This is a genomic window from Streptomyces sp. NPDC055955 (assembly GCF_042270245.1).
Taxonomy (GTDB): domain Bacteria; phylum Actinomycetota; class Actinomycetes; order Streptomycetales; family Streptomycetaceae; genus Streptomyces.
Map to the genome: position 1 here is coordinate 102,205 of NZ_JBHJYS010000013.1, position 16,296 is coordinate 118,500.

The 16,296-nt window shown below is 71.0% G+C and carries 16 protein-coding genes; 9 read left to right on the top strand and 7 right to left on the bottom strand.

What is annotated here, in order from left to right; translation table 11 throughout:
- Positions 1-142 precede the first annotated feature (142 nt).
- The gene (locus ACFC96_RS25590) at positions 143-1,822 is read right to left on the bottom strand and encodes a fumarate hydratase (RefSeq protein ID WP_376257785.1); all 1,680 of its coding nucleotides are present in this window, start codon (positions 1,820-1,822) and stop codon (positions 143-145) included.
- 154 nt (positions 1,823-1,976) lie between these two features.
- Between ACFC96_RS25590 and ACFC96_RS25595 the strand changes: the two genes are divergently transcribed.
- Both ACFC96_RS25595 and ACFC96_RS25600 read left to right on the top strand, forming a co-directional pair.
- Entirely contained in the window at positions 1,977-2,645 is a 669-nt protein-coding gene (locus ACFC96_RS25595; protein WP_376257787.1) for a DUF1707 domain-containing protein, read from the top strand.
- Positions 2,646-2,798: 153 nt separating this feature from the next.
- Positions 2,799-3,176 (top strand): WhiB family transcriptional regulator, encoded by a 378-nt coding sequence (locus tag ACFC96_RS25600; protein WP_266560609.1) that lies wholly within the window; start codon positions 2,799-2,801, stop codon positions 3,174-3,176.
- Positions 3,177-3,263: 87 nt separating this feature from the next.
- Here the strand turns inward: ACFC96_RS25600 and glpX are convergent, their stop codons facing one another.
- The gene (gene glpX, locus ACFC96_RS25605; RefSeq protein ID WP_375997715.1) at positions 3,264-4,298 is read right to left on the bottom strand and encodes a class II fructose-bisphosphatase; all 1,035 of its coding nucleotides are present in this window, start codon (positions 4,296-4,298) and stop codon (positions 3,264-3,266) included.
- Positions 4,299-4,447: 149 nt separating this feature from the next.
- On the opposite strand from glpX, the gene ACFC96_RS25610 reads away from it, so the two are divergent.
- Entirely contained in the window at positions 4,448-4,969 is a 522-nt protein-coding gene (locus ACFC96_RS25610; protein WP_376257791.1) for a DUF4245 domain-containing protein, read from the top strand.
- Between the two features lie 132 nt (positions 4,970-5,101).
- On the opposite strand, the gene ACFC96_RS25615 is transcribed toward ACFC96_RS25610, so the two are convergent.
- The 4 genes from ACFC96_RS25615 to ACFC96_RS25630 form a co-directional block, all read right to left on the bottom strand.
- On the bottom strand, positions 5,102-5,692 hold the full coding sequence (locus tag ACFC96_RS25615; protein ID WP_376614280.1) for a malonic semialdehyde reductase: 591 nt from the start codon (positions 5,690-5,692) through the stop codon (positions 5,102-5,104).
- Between the two features lie 211 nt (positions 5,693-5,903).
- Positions 5,904-6,140 carry an exodeoxyribonuclease VII small subunit gene (locus ACFC96_RS25620; protein WP_376257795.1) on the bottom strand — a complete coding sequence of 79 codons (237 nt, stop codon included), beginning with the start codon at positions 6,138-6,140 and terminating at the stop codon, positions 5,904-5,906.
- A complete protein-coding gene (gene xseA / locus ACFC96_RS25625; RefSeq protein ID WP_376614282.1) occupies positions 6,137-7,384 on the bottom strand; it encodes an exodeoxyribonuclease VII large subunit in 1,248 nt (415 codons plus the stop codon). The genes ACFC96_RS25620 and xseA overlap by 4 nt, the downstream gene beginning before the upstream one ends.
- Positions 7,385-7,484: 100 nt before the next feature.
- On the bottom strand, positions 7,485-8,873 hold the full coding sequence (locus tag ACFC96_RS25630; RefSeq protein ID WP_376614284.1) for an APC family permease: 1,389 nt from the start codon (positions 8,871-8,873) through the stop codon (positions 7,485-7,487).
- Between the two features lie 98 nt (positions 8,874-8,971).
- Between ACFC96_RS25630 and ACFC96_RS25635 the strand changes: the two genes are divergently transcribed.
- Together ACFC96_RS25635 and ppgK are read left to right on the top strand one after the other, a co-directional pair.
- Positions 8,972-9,970 carry a 4-hydroxy-3-methylbut-2-enyl diphosphate reductase gene (locus ACFC96_RS25635; protein ID WP_376614286.1) on the top strand — a complete coding sequence of 333 codons (999 nt, stop codon included), beginning with the start codon at positions 8,972-8,974 and terminating at the stop codon, positions 9,968-9,970.
- A 30-nt stretch (positions 9,971-10,000) separates the two neighbouring features.
- Entirely contained in the window at positions 10,001-10,750 is a 750-nt protein-coding gene (ppgK, locus tag ACFC96_RS25640) for a polyphosphate--glucose phosphotransferase (RefSeq protein ID WP_376614288.1), read from the top strand.
- Between the two features lie 78 nt (positions 10,751-10,828).
- Here the strand turns inward: ppgK and ACFC96_RS25645 are convergent, their stop codons facing one another.
- Positions 10,829-11,500, bottom strand: a complete 672-nt coding sequence (locus ACFC96_RS25645) for a DUF6542 domain-containing protein (protein WP_376614290.1) — start codon at positions 11,498-11,500, stop codon at positions 10,829-10,831.
- A gap of 149 nt (positions 11,501-11,649) precedes the next feature.
- Between ACFC96_RS25645 and ychF the strand changes: the two genes are divergently transcribed.
- From ychF to ACFC96_RS25665, 4 genes are all read left to right on the top strand, one after another.
- On the top strand, positions 11,650-12,738 hold the full coding sequence (gene ychF, locus ACFC96_RS25650; RefSeq protein WP_100596562.1) for a redox-regulated ATPase YchF: 1,089 nt from the start codon (positions 11,650-11,652) through the stop codon (positions 12,736-12,738).
- 251 nt (positions 12,739-12,989) lie between these two features.
- Positions 12,990-13,388: an Imm7 family immunity protein gene (locus ACFC96_RS25655; protein WP_376614292.1), complete on the top strand. Its 399-nt coding sequence runs from the start codon at positions 12,990-12,992 to the stop codon at positions 13,386-13,388.
- A gap of 293 nt (positions 13,389-13,681) precedes the next feature.
- A complete protein-coding gene (locus ACFC96_RS25660) occupies positions 13,682-14,674 on the top strand; it encodes an Lrp/AsnC family transcriptional regulator (protein ID WP_376614294.1) in 993 nt (330 codons plus the stop codon).
- Between the two features lie 170 nt (positions 14,675-14,844).
- Entirely contained in the window at positions 14,845-16,296 is a 1,452-nt protein-coding gene (locus tag ACFC96_RS25665) for an amidase (protein ID WP_376614296.1), read from the top strand.

Below are 16,296 nucleotides of genomic sequence, written 5' to 3' on the forward strand. Positions count from 1 at the left end.
GCGCCGCCGCGTAGGACCCGCTACGCCACCCCCCGGGCGCGGGCTCGGCGGGGCAGCGGTTCGCGTGATGTGTTCGGGGCCAGCGCTCAGCCCGCCGGGCGCGGTCCGGCGGCCGGGCGGCCTCTGCGGCGCGCTCCAGGTGTTACGCGAGGCCGGGGCCGCGCACCGGGATGCTGGTGAACGTGGGCGCCGGGGCCGGGTCCTTGAAGAAGTCGTTGCCCTTGTCGTCCACGACGACGAACGCCGGGAAGTCCTCGACCTCGATCTTCCAGACCGCCTCCATGCCGAGCTCCTCGTACTCGACGACCTCGACCTTCTTGATGCAGTCCTGCGCGAGACGGGCGGCCGGGCCGCCGATCGAGCCGAGGTAGAAGCCGCCGTGCGCGTTGCACGCGTCGGTGACCTGCTGTGAGCGGTTGCCCTTGGCCAGCATGACCTTCGAGCCGCCCGCCGCCTGGAACTGCTCGACGTAGGAGTCCATGCGGCCGGCCGTCGTCGGACCGAAGGAACCGGACGCGTAACCCTCCGGGGTCTTCGCCGGGCCCGCGTAGTACACCGGGTGGTCCTTCAGGTACTGCGGCATCTCCTCGCCCGCGTCCAGGCGCTCCTTGATCTTGGCGTGCGCGATGTCGCGGGCCACGACCAGGGGGCCGGTCAGGGAGAGGCGGGTCTTGACCGGGTACTTCGTCAGCGCGGCGAGGATGTCGTCCATCGGCTGGTTCAGGTCGATCTTCACGACGTCGCCGGCCTCGGCGCCCTCGCTGAGGGTCTCCTCCGTCGTGTCCGGCAGGAAGCGCGCCGGGTCCGTCTCCAGCTGCTCCAGGAACACACCCTCGGCGGTGATCTTCGCGACGGCCTGGCGGTCGGCCGAGCAGGACACGGCGATCGCGACCGGGCAGGACGCGCCGTGCCGCGGCAGACGCACCACGCGCACGTCGTGGCAGAAGTACTTGCCGCCGAACTGCGCGCCGATGCCGATCTTCTGCGTCAGCTCGAAGACCTTCTCCTCCAGCTCCTTGTCGCGGAAGCCGTGGCCGAGCTCGGAGCCCTCGGCGGGGATCTCGTCCAGGTAGTGCGCGGAGGCGTACTTCGCGGTCTTCAGCGCGTACTCGGCGGACGTGCCGCCGACGACGATCGCCAGGTGGTACGGCGGGCAGGCCGCCGTGCCGAGCGAACGGATCTTCTCCTCCAGGAACTTCATCATCGAGTCCTCGTTGAGGACCGCCTTCGTCTCCTGGTAGAGGAAGGACTTGTTGGCCGAGCCGCCGCCCTTGGCCATGATCAGGAACTTGTAGGCGCCGCCGTCGGTCGCGTACAGCTCGATCTGCGCCGGCAGGTTCGAGCCGGTGTTCTTCTCGTCCCACATGTTCAGCGGGGCCATCTGCGAGTAGCGCAGGTTCAGGTTCTTGTACGCGTCGTAGATGCCGCGCGAGAGGGCCGCCTCGTCGCCGCCCTCCGTGAGCACGTTCTGGCCGCGCTTGCCCATGACGATCGCCGTGCCGGTGTCCTGGCACATGGGAAGCACGCCGGCCGCCGCGATGTTCGCGTTCTTCAGCAGGTCGAGCGCGACGAACTTGTCGTTGCCCGACGCCTCCGGGTCGTCGATGATGCGGCGCAGCTGGGCGAGGTGGGCCGGGCGCAGGTAGTGCTGGATGTCGTGGATCGCCTCTTCGGCGAGCTTGCGCAGCGCCTCCGGCTCGACCTTGAGGAACGTACGGCCGTCCGGCCCCTCGGCGGTCGAGACACCCTCCGTGGTCACCAGGCGATAGGGGGTGGTGTCCTCGCCCTGGGGGAGCAGATCGGTGTACGCGAACTCAGGCATCTCGCCCATTCCTCTTTCGGCCGTTAGCAGCTGGCATCCATTGGCAGCGCCAACCAGCGTAGAACCTGACGGTGCGGGCGGGCCTGTGAGGTAAGGCTCAGTTCCCACCGTCGCCCCCTAGTCGCGATCTATCGCGTTTGGGTACGCTGACCCGGTGGACCTTGAGAAGCGCCCCGAGCAGCCCGCGCCGCAGACCGATCTGCGTGCCTCCGACGCCGACCGCGACCGCACCGCGGACATCCTGCGCGAGGCCCTCGCCGAGGGCCGGCTCACGGCGGAGGAGCACGCCGAACGGATCGACGGGGTGTACCGCGCCAAGACCCACGCCGAGCTCGAGCCGCTCGTCAGGGACCTGCCCGGTGCCCACACCCAGCCCCGGCCCGCGGCCTTCGAGCCGGCTCCGAACCGCCCCGCCATGGGCGCGGTCCCGCCGGTCGCCGACGAGAACCTGGTCGCCGTCTTCAGCACCTCGGCCCGCAAGGGCCGCTGGCGCGTGGGCCGCAGGACCCACGCGTACGCGGTCTTCGGCAACATCGAGATCGACCTCAGCGAGGCGATCTTCGAGTACCGGCAGGTCGTGATCAAGGCGGTCTCCGTCTTCGGGAACGTGGAGGTCCGCGTCCCGGAGAACGTCTCGCTGCGCGGCAGCGGCGGCGGCGTCCTCGGCAACTTCGAGGTGGACACCCTCGACTCGGCCGACCCGGACGCGCCCGTGGTCTACGTCGACGGCATCGCGGTCCTCGGCAACATCGAGGCCAAGCCCAAGCGCGGCAAGCGCCTGCGCGATCTGCACGACCGCATGCGCAAACACCTCGACGGCTGACCCGCCTTCGGGGCGGCGGACGCACGGCACGGGCGCGGCGGCCCGGGACCGGGGGAACTTCCGTCCTTCGGAACTCAGTGCATAGGCGCGCACACAGCGGGTAGAGGTTGCTGCATCGTCGCTCGCTCGCGAAGCCGTCGTCAGGAGTAGACCGTGCTGCATCCGCCGCATCAGTCCCTGCAGGTCGCCGCCGTCCCCCCGCAGCGGGGGCCAGTGCGAGATCGGGACCAGGACGACCCGTGGCACACGGAGGCCGTGTGCAGGCGCGACGAAGCCGGCCTTTTCTTCGCCCCTTCCAAGGAGCCGACCGCGGCCCGCCTGTCCCGTGAGGAGGCGGCCAAGCGCGTCTGCGCCCGCTGTCCCGTGATGGTCGAGTGCCGCGAGCACGCGCTCCTTCAGCCCGAGCCGTACGGGGTGTGGGGAGGCCTCACCGCCGCCGAGCGCCGCGTGGTCCTCGCCCGCAGGCGCCGGCGCGAGGTCGAGCTCCAGAAGGCGACGAGCTCGGTCGACCAGATCCGCGCGGCCGGCTGACGACCCTCCCGCTACGCGAACGGGGCGCCCCTCCGCACAAAGGGGCGCCCCGTTCGCGTAGCGGGAGAAGAACCTGCCGGCCGCGACCTACTTGGCGCGGTCGAAGTCGATCGCGCTGTACGCGCGCAGCTTCGACAGCCGGTGCTGCGAGTCGATCTGACGGATCGTGCCCGACTTGGAGCGCATCACCAGCGAGGACGTCGTGGCGCTCTCGGCGCGGTAGCGGACGCCGCGCAGCAGCTCGCCGTCCGTGATGCCGGTGGCGACGAAGAACACGTTCTCGCCGGAGACCAGGTCGTTCGTCGACAGGACCCGGTCCAGGTCGTGGCCCGCGTCGATCGCCCGCCGGCGCTCCTCGTCGTCCTTGGGCCACAGCTTGCCCTGGATGACACCGCCCAGGCACTTGATGGCGCACGCCGAGATGATGCCCTCGGGGGTGCCGCCGATGCCCAGGAGCAGGTCGACGCCGCTGTCCTCGCGCACCGCGAGCACGGAGCCCGCGACATCGCCGTCGGAGATCAGCTTGATCCGGGCGCCGGCCTCGCGGACCTCCTTGATGATGCCCTCGTGGCGCGGCCGGTCCAGGATGACGACTGTGACGTCCTCGGGAGCGGCCCTCTTGGCCTTGGCGATACGGCGGATGTTCACCGCGACCGGGGCGTTGATGTCCACGTAGTCGGCGGCCTCGGGGCCCGCGACCAGCTTGTCCATGTAGAAGACGGCGGACGGGTCGAACATGGTGCCGCGGTCGGCGGCGGCCAGGACGGCGATGGCGTTCGGCATGCCCTTGGCGCAGAGCGTCGTGCCGTCGATCGGGTCCACGGCGATGTCGACCTCGGCGCTCGTGCCGTCGCCGACGCGCTCCCCGTTGTAGAGCATCGGGGCTTCGTCCTTCTCGCCCTCGCCGATGACGACGACGCCGTTCATCGAGACGGTGGAGACGAGGGTGCGCATGGCGCGCACGGCGGCGCCGTCCGCCCCGTTCTTGTCGCCGCGGCCGACCCAGCGGCCCGCGGCCATGGCCGCGGCCTCCGTGACGCGGACGAGCTCCAGGGCGAGGTTCCGGTCGGGAGCCTCCGCGGGGACTTCGAGTTCGGACGGAAGCTGGTGATGCTCGGTCATCGAGACGCACCTTTCTGATACGACGACGGCCGGATGAGGGTGATGGCCCCGACTCTATCGTCAGGCCGACAAAATGAGCAGAGGGCCCCACGTATGAGCAGACCGGGCCCACGTGCGGTGATCGCTCACGTACCTGCGACGATGGGGGCGTGGCAGGTACCAAAGGCAAGAAGACCGTGGGCAGTCTGGTCCTCTCGATGGGCGCGACCGTCATCGCGGCGGCAGGCATCTACGTGTTCGTCCCGCACGACGGCTCCGGCACGCCGCCGGTGAAGCGCGTGGACTACCGCGTGGAGCTGCTGACGGCTCGACGCGCCGCTCCGTACCCGGTGGCGGCGCCCGAGGGACTGGCGAAGTCCTGGAAGCCGACGTCGGTGCGATACCAGGACTCGAACTTCGACGCCTGGCACCTCGGCTTCCACGACGCCGACGGCCAGTACGTGGCCGTCGAGCAGTCCACCGAGAAGCCGTCGGCCTTCATCGACCGGTCGAGCCAGGGCGCCACCGAGACCAGCGTGACGCAGCGCATCGGCGGCGAGACCTGGCGGCGCTACAAGGGTGACCAGTACGACGCCCTGGTGCTCAAGGCCGACAAGTCGACAACCGTCGTGACCGGTACGGCGTCGTTCGCGCAGCTGACGAAGATGGCCGAGGCGCTGCGGACGAAGTAGGCGCTTGCGGGATCTCCGCGCAGGAGGTCTCAGGGATTTCGGCGGAGGGATCCCCGGGACTCCGGCGCACGGGAAAGGCCCCCCGGCTGCTGCCGGGGGGCCTTTCTTGTCCCGTGAAGTGTGCGGGAGCGCTCAGATCGTGGTGATGACCTGGTCGTGCTCCAGGCGCGGGGAGCGCGGGAACCAGGCGTCCTCGCCCGGCTTGCCGATGTTGATGACCATCAGCGGGGTGTGGTCGTCGTCCAGGAACTCCTTCTGGACGCCGGCGAAGTCGAGGCCGGTCATCGGGCCCGCGGCCAGGCCGGCGGCGCGGACGCCGATGATGAAGTACGCGGCCTGGAGGGTGGCGTTCAGCGCGGCGGCACCCTCACGGGCGGGGCGCTCGGCGAAGAAGACGTCCTTGGCCTGCGGGAAGTGCGGGAACAGCGCCGGGAGCTCCTCGTGGAACTCGTTGTCGGCGGAGAGGATCGCGACCAGCGGGGCGGACGCCGTCTTCGGGCGGTTGCCCTCGGCCATGTGCTGCACGAGGCGCTCGCGGGCCTCGGGGGAGCGGACCAGTGTGATGCGCAGCGGCGACTGGTTGAACGCCGTCGGGCCGAACTTGACCAGGTCGTAGATCGCCTGGACCTGCTCGTCGGTCACCGGCTCGTCGGTGAAGGTGTTCGCGGTGCGGGCCTCGCGGAACAGCAGGTCCTGGGCGGCGGGGTCAAGAACGAGAGACATGGATCAACCTTCTCGATACGTACGTGCTGGGGGGTGGCCGGTCCGTCGCGACGCTGCGAACGGATCATCCGATGCACACGACAGTACGTCAGTGCCGTTTAACATTCAACCAAAACTGGAAGCTCGTGACCTGCTTCACAAGGTCCGGACTGCTTCCGCCCGGCGCCGATCACCGCTTCTCGCCCCGCCGGGCGTGCGCAGGCCCCGCAGCTCACTCGTCCTCGTCCGCGCCCCCGTCCGGACCTGACTCCGCCAGCGCCGCGTCCAGGCGCGCCCGCGCCCCGTCCAGCCAGCGCCGGCACACCTTCGCCAGCTCCTCGCCCCGCTCCCACAGTGCGAGCGACTCCTCCAGTGACGTGCCGCCCGCCTCGAGCCGCCGGACGACCTCGATCAGCTCGTCCCGCGCCTGCTCGTAGCCGAGCCCGGCCTCGTCGGTCTTCGTGGTCATGCGTTCTCCTGGTTCCCGGTCTCGACCCGTACGTTCCCGTGCTCGACCCGTACGGTGAATTCGCCCTCGGCGACCCGCGCCCGCAGCACCTCGTCCGCCGCCACGTCGTCCGCGGCGCGCACGACGTCCCCGTCGCTCTTCTGCAGCACCGCGTAACCCCGCTTGAGGGTCGCTGCGGGGGACAGGGCCACCACGCGCGCGTGTGTGTGCGACAGCTCCGACTCGGCGCGGTCGAGGAGGTGACCGAGCGTGCGCCGGCCGCGCTCGGCCAGCGACGTCACCTGCTCCTCGCGCACCTCGATCATGCGGTGCGGGTCCTCCATGACCGGCCGGGCGAGGGCATGTCTGAGCCCGCGCTCCTCCCGGTCCACGAACGACTCGACGCTGCGCCGGGCCCGGTCCCGCAGCCACTGCACCCGCTCGTACTCCTCGCCGACGTCCGGCACGACCTTCTTCGCCGCGTCGGTCGGAGTGGAGGCGCGCAGGTCCGCCACGTGGTCGAGGAGCGGGTTGTCCGGCTCGTGGCCGATCGCCGAGACCACCGGCGTGCGGCAGGCGGCGACGGCCCGTACCAACTGTTCGTCCGAGAACGGCAGGAGGTCCTCGACGCTGCCGCCGCCGCGCGCCACGATGATCACGTCGACGTCGTCGAGCGCGTCCAGCTCCTTGACCGCCTGCACCACCTGCGGCACGGCGTGCACGCCCTGGACCGGCACGTTGCGCACCTCGAAGCGGACGGCGGGCCAGCGGTGCCGCGCGTTCTCCAGGACGTCCCGCTCGGCGGCCGAAGCGCGCCCGCACACGAGGCCGATGAGCTGCGGCAGGAACGGCAGCGCCTTCTTGCGCTCGGGCGCGAAGAGTCCTTCGCCGGCCAGGGACTTCTTCAGCTGCTCCAGCCTGGCGAGCAGCTCACCGACGCCCACCGGTCTGATCTCGGAGGCGCGCAGCGACAGCTGGCCGCGCGGCGCGTACCACTCCGGCTTCGCCTGGACGACGACGCGCGCGCCCTCGCTGACGACGTCCGCGACCGCGTCGAACACCTGCCGGTAGCAGGTGACGCCGACCGAGATGTCGTGCGACGGATCGCGCAGCGTCAGGAACACGACGCCGGCACCGGGGCGCCGGGACAGCTGGGTGATCTGTCCCTCGACCCAGACGGCACCGAGCCGGTCGATCCACCGCCCGATGAGCCGCGACACCTCCCCGACGGGCAGCGGGGCGTCCGCGGACGTATTCACAGCCATGCCGGTGAGCGTAGCCGCACCCACCGACAACGCTCCGTGACACGAAGGGGGTACGGGAACGGGGCGTGCGCCGGTGCGTGTGCCGCAGCCGGACGCCCCGTCAGACCGCCCGCCCGCCCCGCCGCCCCCTCTGCGCCACCAGCACCACGAGCCCCACCGCCAACCAGATCGCGCCCACCACCTGGGCCGTGCCCGACGCCTCCACGATCACCGCGACCGTGATGGCCGCGCCGAGCACCGGCACGAGCAGATGCCGCCACCAGCTGAAGGTCCCCCCTCCGCGGCGCACCACGAACCAGCCCACCACGCTCGCGTGCAGCAGCACGAACGCCGTAAGAGCGCCGATGTCCACCACGGAGACCAGATGGTCCAGGCCGTCGGCCCGGCGGGCGGCCCAGACAGCCGCGACCAGCGTCACCACCGCCGCGCACAGCAGCGCGACCCGCGGCACCCCGGAGTCCGTCCGCGCCAGCGCCTTCGGCAGCCGCCGGTCGCGGGCCATCGCGAACAGCAGCCGCCCGGCCGCCGCCTGCCCGGCCAGGGCCGCGAACGCCGCGCCGATCGCCTTGCTGACCGCGACCAGGTCGTGCAGCCACCCGCCGACCGAGACGTCGATCGCGTCGTAGAAGGCCGACCCCTGCTTCGCCGGGTCCGCGGCGAGCTCCGCCGACGGCACCGGTTCGAGGAGCGCCACGAGATACGTCTGGGCGATGAACAGCACACCCGCGAGCGCCAGACAGAAGAGCACCGCCCGCGCCACCTTCGCCGAGCCGCCCGTGACCTCCTCCGCGAACGACACGATCGCGTCGAAGCCCAGATACGAGAGCACGGCCACGGACACCGCGCCGACGACCGCCGACAGCGCGAAAGCGCCCTGCGACCCGTCCCCGGTCAGCGGCGACAGCCAGCCGCGCTCCGCCCCGTCACGCACGAGTACGACGACGGCCGACCCGAGGAACACGAGCAGCACGGCGATCTCCATCGCCAGGACCGCGAAGCCGACCCGGGCCGCCGCCCGCACGCCCCACAGGTTGAGGAGCGTGGTGATGATCACGGCCAGCGCCGTCCACACCCAGCGCGACACGGACGGCACCAGGGCGTTCATCGCGATCCCGGAGAAGAGGTAGGCGACCGCCGGGATGAGGAGGTAGTCGAGCATCGCCATCCACCCGGCGATGAACCCCGGCGCCTCACCGAGCCCCACGCGCGCGTAGGTGAAGACGGAGCCGGCCTGCGGGGCGACCCGCACCATCTGCGCGTAGCTGAACGCGGTGAACGCCATCGCGACCGTCGCGACGACGTACACCAGCGCGACGGCGCCGTGCGACCTGGCGTCGAGCGTGCCGAAGACGCCGACCGGGGCCATCGGGGCGATGAACAGGAGCCCGTAGACGACGAGGTCGCGGAAGCCGAGGCTGCGCCGCAGCGCTTCTTCCCCGGCGGGCGGCGGCCCGTCTTCCCCGGCTGGTGGAGCGGTGTGGGCGGACATCGGGCCTCCGTTTGTCGCGCACGGTGTCGCGCACGGGCCTTCAGTCTCGCCAAGCGGTGGATCTTTGACCTGTTGGACACGGCCTTACGATGGTGGGCATGACTGCTACGACTGGCCCCCGCCGCGTCCTGCTCGCCGCCCCCCGGGGCTACTGCGCCGGTGTGGACCGTGCCGTGATCGCCGTCGAGAAGGCCCTCGAGCAGTACGGGGCCCCGATCTATGTCCGCCACGAGATCGTCCACAACAAGTACGTCGTGCAGACCCTGGAGAAGAAGGGCGCGATCTTCGTCGAGCAGACCCAGGAGGTCCCCGAGGGCTCCATCGTGATGTTCTCGGCGCACGGCGTCGCGCCCGTCGTCCACGACGAGGCCGCGGCGGGCAAGCTCGCCACCATCGACGCGACCTGCCCGCTCGTCACCAAGGTCCACAAGGAAGCCGTCCGCTTCGCCAAGGAGGACTACGACATCCTCCTGATCGGCCACGAGGGCCACGAAGAGGTCATCGGCACCTCGGGCGAGGCCCCCGACCACATCACGCTGGTCGACGGCCCCGAGGACGTGGCGAACGTGGAGGTGCGGGACGAGTCGAAGGTCGTCTGGCTCTCCCAGACCACGCTCTCCGTCGACGAGACCATGGAGACGGTCGACGCCCTCAAGAACAAGTTCCCGAACCTGCTCTCGCCGCCCAGCGACGACATCTGCTACGCCACGCAGAACCGCCAGATCGCGGTGAAGAAGCTGGCCGAGGACGCCGAGCTCGTCATCGTCGTCGGCTCCAAGAACTCCTCCAACTCGATCCGCATGGTCGAGGTCGCCCTGGACGCCGGCGCGCCCGCCGCCCACCTGGTGGACTTTGCCGCCGAGATCGACGAGGCCTGGCTCGAGGGCGTCACCACCGTCGGCCTCACCTCCGGAGCCTCGGTCCCCGACGTCCTGGTGGACGGCGTACTGGAGTGGCTGGCCGAGCGCGGTTACGGCGACGTGGAGACCGTGAAGACCGCCGACGAGTCGATCACCTTCTCGCTGCCGAAGGAACTCCGCCGTGACCTGCGCGCGGAGGCCGCGGCGCTCGCGGGGAACGACTCGTCCGAGAAGTGACGCTGAGCCACTCGTCGTAACGTGGTGCCCATGCAGATCTTCGGCGTGGACATCGGCGGATCAGGGATCAAGGGCGCACCGGTCGACCTGGACCGCGGAGACCTGGCACAGGAGCGGTTCAAGGTCCTCACCCCGCACCCGGCCACGCCCGACGGCGTGGCCGACGGGGTGAAGCAGGTCGTGGAGCACTTCGGCACGCGGCCCGACCGGGTCGGCATCACCTTCCCCGGCGTCGTCACGGGCGGTGCCATGATCCGTACGGCGGCCAACGTCGACAAGTCGTGGATCGACGTCGACGCCCGCGCCCTCCTCGGGGAGCGGCTCGACGGGCTCCCCGTGACGGTCCTCAACGACGCGGACGCGGCCGGCGTCGCCGAGATGCACTTCGGCGCGGGCCGCGGCCGCAAGGGCGTGGTGCTGCTCCTCACCTTCGGCACCGGCATCGGCAGCGCCCTGTTCATCGACGGACAGCTCGTCCCGAACACCGAGCTCGGTCACCTGGAGCTGCACGGCCACGACGCCGAGAAGCACGCCTCGACGAAGGCGAAGGAGGACCACGACCTGAGCTGGGAACACTGGGCACACCGGGTCCGGAAGTACCTGGCGCACGTCGAGATGCTGTTCTCCCCCGAACTGTTCATCATCGGCGGCGGCGTGAGCCGCAAGGCCGACAAGTTCCTGCCCCTGATCAAGGGCATCAAGGCGGAGATCGTCCCGGCGCAGCTGCAGAACAACGCGGGGATCGTGGGGGCGGCGATGGCGGCGGCGCAGCAGAAGTAGCGGCGGCGCCGGGCGCCGGGAACGGACCGTGCGGCGCGGAGAAGGGCGCTCTGAGCCGTACTCCGCCGCAGGAGGCCCTCAGGCCGTACGCCGCCGGGGGCGCGGGGCCGACGTCACCTGTCGTCCTGCCACGCCCGGGGAGCCGGCGCGGGCCTGCGCGAGGGCTCGTCGGCGCGCCGCGCGCCGGGTCATGTGGCGGATGCCGCGCACGGTCACGACGAGTCCGGCGACGAGCGTGCCGCCGTAGAGCCAGCCGGCGTGCATCGCGAGGGCCGTCACCAGCCCCATCACCTGCCCGCCGAACCCGCCCGAGCCCCCGGCCACCGGCAGGATCCCGACGGCGAACCCGATCGGCACGGCGACGGGCGCGCTCACCAGGTCGGCGCGCCGCACCCACATCGCCGTGAGCGCGCTGACCAGCAGGAACAGCACCCCGTACACGGTGACCGAGCCGGTGAACAGCAGCGCGTCCAGGCAGGCGAGCGCGAACATCGTGGCCGTACAGAACAGCCCGCTGCCCAGGCCGGTGAGGCGCGGATCGGGGAAGCGGCGCAGCGCGAGGACGACCGGCGGCACGGGGCGCGGCGCCTTGCCGCCGCCCTTGCCCGACGCCCGGTACACCGTGCCCGAACCGGACCCGGAGGGCCCGTTGCGTCCGTCGCTGCCGCCCTGCGCCTGTGGAGGGAGCGGGGGCGTGCGGCGGGGCCGGTTGTGCGGGGCGCGCGGCGGAGTGCGACTGGGTTGATCCACCACACCAACTTAGGTCGGGTTATGTGTGGAATCAGCTCCGGGACACGCGGTTTCGCCGACCTTGGCCAAGCGTTCGATACGGCGCCGGGGGGTTGCGCGGCACGCCGTAGACTAGGGGTCCTCCATCCTCACGTACGGGAAGTCGCAACGTGTCGCTCACGATCGGAATCGTCGGTCTGCCGAATGTCGGCAAGTCGACCCTGTTCAACGCCCTGACCAAGAACGACGTGCTGGCGGCCAACTACCCGTTCGCCACGATCGAGCCGAACGTGGGCGTGGTCGGTGTCCCCGACCCCCGCCTCGCCAAGCTCGCCGAGGTCTTCAGCTCCCAGAAGACCCTCCCGGCGACGGTCGACTTCGTCGACATCGCGGGCATCGTGCGCGGTGCCTCCGAGGGGGAGGGCCTGGGCAACAAGTTCCTCGCGAACATCCGCGAGTCGGACGCGATCTGCCAGGTCATCCGCGCCTTCAAGGACGAGAACGTCGTACACGTCGACGGCAAGGTCTCGCCCAAGGACGACATCGAGACGATCAACACGGAACTGATCCTCGCGGACCTCCAGTCCGTCGAGAAGCAGGTCCCGCGTCTCCAGAAGGAGTCCCGTCTCCAGAAGGAGAAGGTCGCGGTGCTCGCCGCGGTCGAGGAGGCGCAGAAGATCCTCGAGTCCGGCACGACGCTCTTCGCCGCGGGCATCACCGCCGGCACGGAGAAGGGCCGCCTGCTCCACGAGCTGCACCTCCTCACCACCAAGCCCTTCCTCTACGTGTTCAACGTGGACGAGGACGAGCTGGTCGACGAGGACTTCAAGAACGAGCAGCGCGCCCTGGTCGCCCCCGCCGAGGCGATCTTCCTGAACGCCAAGATCGAGTCGGAGCTGATCGAGCTCGACGACGACGAGGCGCTCGAACTCCTCCAGTCGATGGGCCAGGAAGAGCCCGGCCTGGCCACGCTCGGCCGCGTCGGCTTCGACACCCTCGGCCTCCAGACGTACCTGACGGCAGGTCCGAAGGAAACGCGCGCCTGGACCATCAAGAAGGGCGCCACGGCCCCCGAGGCGGCCGGCGTCATCCACACCGACTTCCAGAAGGGCTTCATCAAGGCGGAGGTCATCTCCTTCGACGACCTGATGGAGACGGGCTCGGTCGCGGAGGCCCGCGCCAAGGGCAAGGCCCGCATGGAGGGCAAGGACTATGTGATGCAGGACGGGGACGTGGTGGAGTTCCGCTTCAACGTCTGAGCGGGGTGAGACAACACCACGTCGAAGACCTGGCGGACATGCAGGTCAAATGGGGTCGGCTCTTGCGGGAGCCGGCCCCTTGCCGTTTCCGTGCCGGGATGGTGTTGGGTGTCCTGATGGGCCGTCATCCATCGGGCTTCGCTGGTGGCGCTGCGAGCGAAGCCGGGGCGGGCTGTGGACGAGGCGTCCGGTATACGGACGCCGGTACGGCGTCGAGCCGGTGATCGACACGACTCCGCTGGAGTGAGGGCATGTACGAGTTCCATGGCTGGTTCGGTATCTCCGAGGACCCGTACGAGGACGACGCACAGTCTCTGAGGTCGGGTGTCGAGGAACTGCGCGCACGGATCGACGCGGTGCAGTGGTCCTCCAGCTGCAAGGTCGTGCTCGACGTCTTCAACGGGCTGCCCGTCGTCACCGCCGCCGGCCAGACCAACCACAAGGGCTACGAAGCCGAGCAGCTGGACGAACTGGTGGCGTACATAGCGCGCCGCTTCCCCGGCGCATGGGGGCTGCTCCACGACCGCTCCGACGAGAACGACATCCCGGACGCAGACAACGCGTTCCGGGTGCGCGTCGTGCGCAGGGGGGCCGTCGAGGAGCGGCTCGATCCCTTCCTGTCGCCGTGCAATCCGGTGATCGAGGACTGAACCCCGCGAGGCGCGCCGGGAGCCTTTCGGGCGAGGGGCCGGACCATCGCACACGGTCCGGCCCCTCACGCTTCTCCGGCGTCCGCGCCTTCTCCGGCGCATGGTCCGCTCCGCCGTCCCGAGGCCGTCCAGCGGCGCAGCGACGTGCTCACCCGCAGGTCGTCCAGGGTCCGCCTCTTCCGGGAGGCGGGCCCTGGTTCGTTGTCCGGGTGGGTGTGAGGGCCGGGCCCCGGCTCCGGTTCGCCGCGCGGTCCCGGCCCGCCTCGTCACCCCCGCTCGTTATGGTCAGTCCTGTGACGCACCCAGTACCGGCCACCCCGACCGCTCCCGCCCCCCTGGACCCCCTCGACCGGCGCATCGTCGCCGCGCTGCAGATCGACGGGCGGGCGTCGTGGCGGCGGATCGCGGCCGCGATCGGGGAGCCCGAGCGGAAGGTGGCGCGGCGGGGGCTGCGGTTGCTGGAGAGCGGGGACGTGGCCGTGCGGGGGCTCGTCGTACGGGGCGAGACCGTGATCCTGCGGATGACCTGCCGGCCGGGGTCGGTGCGCGACGCGGCCGTGGCGGCCGCCCGGCGGGCGGACTGCATCTTCTCGTACGCGCTCGCGGGCCCCGTCGACTGTGTGGCCGAACTCCAGTTTCCGCAAGGGCAGTTGGGGCCGCTGATGCTCGACGAGGTGCCCGCGCTGCCCGGCCTCTTCTCGCAGAGCGTTTCGCCGGTGCTGCGGTACTTCAGGACCGTGCACGAGTGGTCGCCGGGGATCCTCGACGCCGGGGAGATCGAGGCGCTCGGCGGGCCGTCCGGGATCGTCGACGAGATCGGGCTGCCCGAGGTCGAGGTCGGGCCCGAGGAGCGGGCGATCCTGGGGGCGCTCGCCGAGGACGGGCGGCGCACCCACGAGGACCTGGCCGCCGTCGCCGGCGTCTCCGTGGCGACCGCCCGCCGTCGCGTCGAGACGCTGACCCGCGACGGGCACGTGAGCATCCGGGCCGCCGTCGAGCCCGCGCTGCTCGGCCTCCCGGTCGAGGCGCTCCTGTGGATCAGGACCCGGCCCGACGAGGTCGAGAAGGTGGGCCGGCTGCTCGTCGAGTCGCCGCTCGTGCGGTACGCCGCCGTGGTCATGGGTGAGCACCAGCTCCTGGTCGACGTGACGCAGCCGTCGAAGGCCGCGCTGTACCAGTTCCTGACGGCCTCGCCCTGGGTGCGGCATGTGGAGGCCGTGCAGTCGCATCTGGTGGTCGACGCGTTCAAGCGCAGCGGCGTGGAGTTTCCGACGTCCAGTCGCTGACGTTCGTAATGCGACTGAAATCTTCATAGTCGCGAGGATGGCGTCTTAAAAGTTCATACATCTTTAGGTGTTGACTGAAAACGTCAGCACCTTCAGTGTGGTGCAGCACACGCGTCGCCGATTCCGCCCCTGGCCGGCCGCGCCTCTCTGCCCGCTGCCCTAGGACTGCCATGCCCGTTTCCACAGGTCCCGCCGATTCCGCTCCCGCCCGGGACGAGCTCTGCGCCCTCGACGCCGTCGACCTCGCGGCGCGCGTCCGTCGTGGTGAGCTGTCGTCCCGCGAGGTCGTCCAGGCCCACCTCGACCGCATCGAACGCCACAACCCCGCCGTCAACGCGATCGTGACCCTGGACCCCGAGGGCGCCCTCGCCGCGGCCGCCGCCGCGGACGAGCGCCAGGCGCGCGGTGAGGAACTCGGGCCGCTGCACGGCCTGCCCATCGCGTTCAAGGACACCCACCTCACCCGGGGCATGCGCACCACGCACGGCTCGCCCCTCTTCGCCGAGCACGTCCCCGACGAGGACGAGCTGCTCGTGCGGCGCATCCAGGACGCGGGCGCCATCCGCATCGGCAAGACCAACGTCCCCGAGTTCGCGGCCGGTTCGCACACGTTCAACCCCGTCTTCGGCGCGACCAGGAACCCGTACGACACGAAGCGGTCGGCGGGCGGCAGCAGTGGCGGGGCCGCGGCCGCGCTCGCCGCCGGGTTCCAGCCGCTCGCCGACGGCAGCGACATGGGCGGCTCCCTGCGCAACCCGGCGTCCTTCTGCAACGTCGTCGGTCTGCGTCCCACCCCCGGCCGCGTCCCCTCGCACCCGGCCGGCAACCTGTGGGAGACCCTCGCCGTCGCCGGGCCCATGGGGCGCACCGTCGCCGACACCGCGCTGCTGCTGTCCGTCATGGCCGGGCCCGACCCGCGCGTCCCGATCTCCCTGGAGGAGCCGGGCGCCGCCTTCCGCGCGCCGCTCGGGCGGGGCGCGGCCGGGCTGCGGGTGGCATTCGCGCCCGACCTCGGCGGGCGGGTCGCCGTCGACCGTGACGTGCGCGACGTGTTCGAGCGGCAGGCCGAGGTCTTCGAGGACCTCGGCTGCGTCGTCACCGAGGACTGCCCGGACCTGGACGGCGCCGAGGACGTCTTCCGCACGCTGCGCGCCCAGGAGTTCAACCAGGGCCTCGGCGCGCTCCTCGACAGCGACCGCGCCTCTCTGAAGGGCAGCCTCGTCTGGAACATCGAGGAGGGTCGGCGCCTGACCGGCGCCGACCTCGCCCGCGCGACCGCCGAGCACGCCCGCATCCACCTCGCGGCCGTCGGCTTCTTCCAGCGCTACGACGTACTGGTCGCGCCCGTCAGCCAGGTCACCCCCTTCGACGTGGAGGCGGAGTACCCGACCCTCATCGACGGGCAGCCGCAGCACACCTATCTCGACTGGATGCGTTCGGCGTACTTCGTCTCCGTCCTGGGCGCACCCGCCCTCTCCGTACCGGCCGGCTTCACCGGAGCCGGGCTCCCCGTCGGGCTGCAGATCGTCGGCCCGCCCCGCGCCGAGCGGACCGTGCTCGAGGTCGGCGCCGCCTACGAGGCCGCCACCGGGCACGGACGACGTCGCCCCTCCCTCCCGTAG

Bases quoted from the DNA above. Each gene is read 5' to 3' on its own strand.
- ACFC96_RS25590 (WP_376257785.1), bottom strand. From the start codon at position 1,822: ATGCCTGAGTTCGCGTACACCGATCTGCTCCCCCAGGGCGAGGACACC.
- glpX (WP_375997715.1), bottom strand. From the start codon at position 4,298: ATGACCGAGCATCACCAGCTTCCGTCCGAACTCGAAGTCCCCGCGGAG.
- ACFC96_RS25615 (WP_376614280.1), bottom strand. From the start codon at position 5,692: ATGTCTCTCGTTCTTGACCCCGCCGCCCAGGACCTGCTGTTCCGCGAG.
- ACFC96_RS25620 (WP_376257795.1), bottom strand. From the start codon at position 6,140: ATGACCACGAAGACCGACGAGGCCGGGCTCGGCTACGAGCAGGCGCGG.
- xseA (WP_376614282.1), bottom strand. From the start codon at position 7,384: ATGGCTGTGAATACGTCCGCGGACGCCCCGCTGCCCGTCGGGGAGGTG.
- ACFC96_RS25630 (WP_376614284.1), bottom strand. From the start codon at position 8,873: ATGTCCGCCCACACCGCTCCACCAGCCGGGGAAGACGGGCCGCCGCCC.
- ACFC96_RS25635 (WP_376614286.1), top strand. From the start codon at position 8,972: ATGACTGCTACGACTGGCCCCCGCCGCGTCCTGCTCGCCGCCCCCCGG.
- ppgK (WP_376614288.1), top strand. From the start codon at position 10,001: ATGCAGATCTTCGGCGTGGACATCGGCGGATCAGGGATCAAGGGCGCA.
- ACFC96_RS25655 (WP_376614292.1), top strand. From the start codon at position 12,990: ATGTACGAGTTCCATGGCTGGTTCGGTATCTCCGAGGACCCGTACGAG.
- ACFC96_RS25665 (WP_376614296.1), top strand. From the start codon at position 14,845: ATGCCCGTTTCCACAGGTCCCGCCGATTCCGCTCCCGCCCGGGACGAG.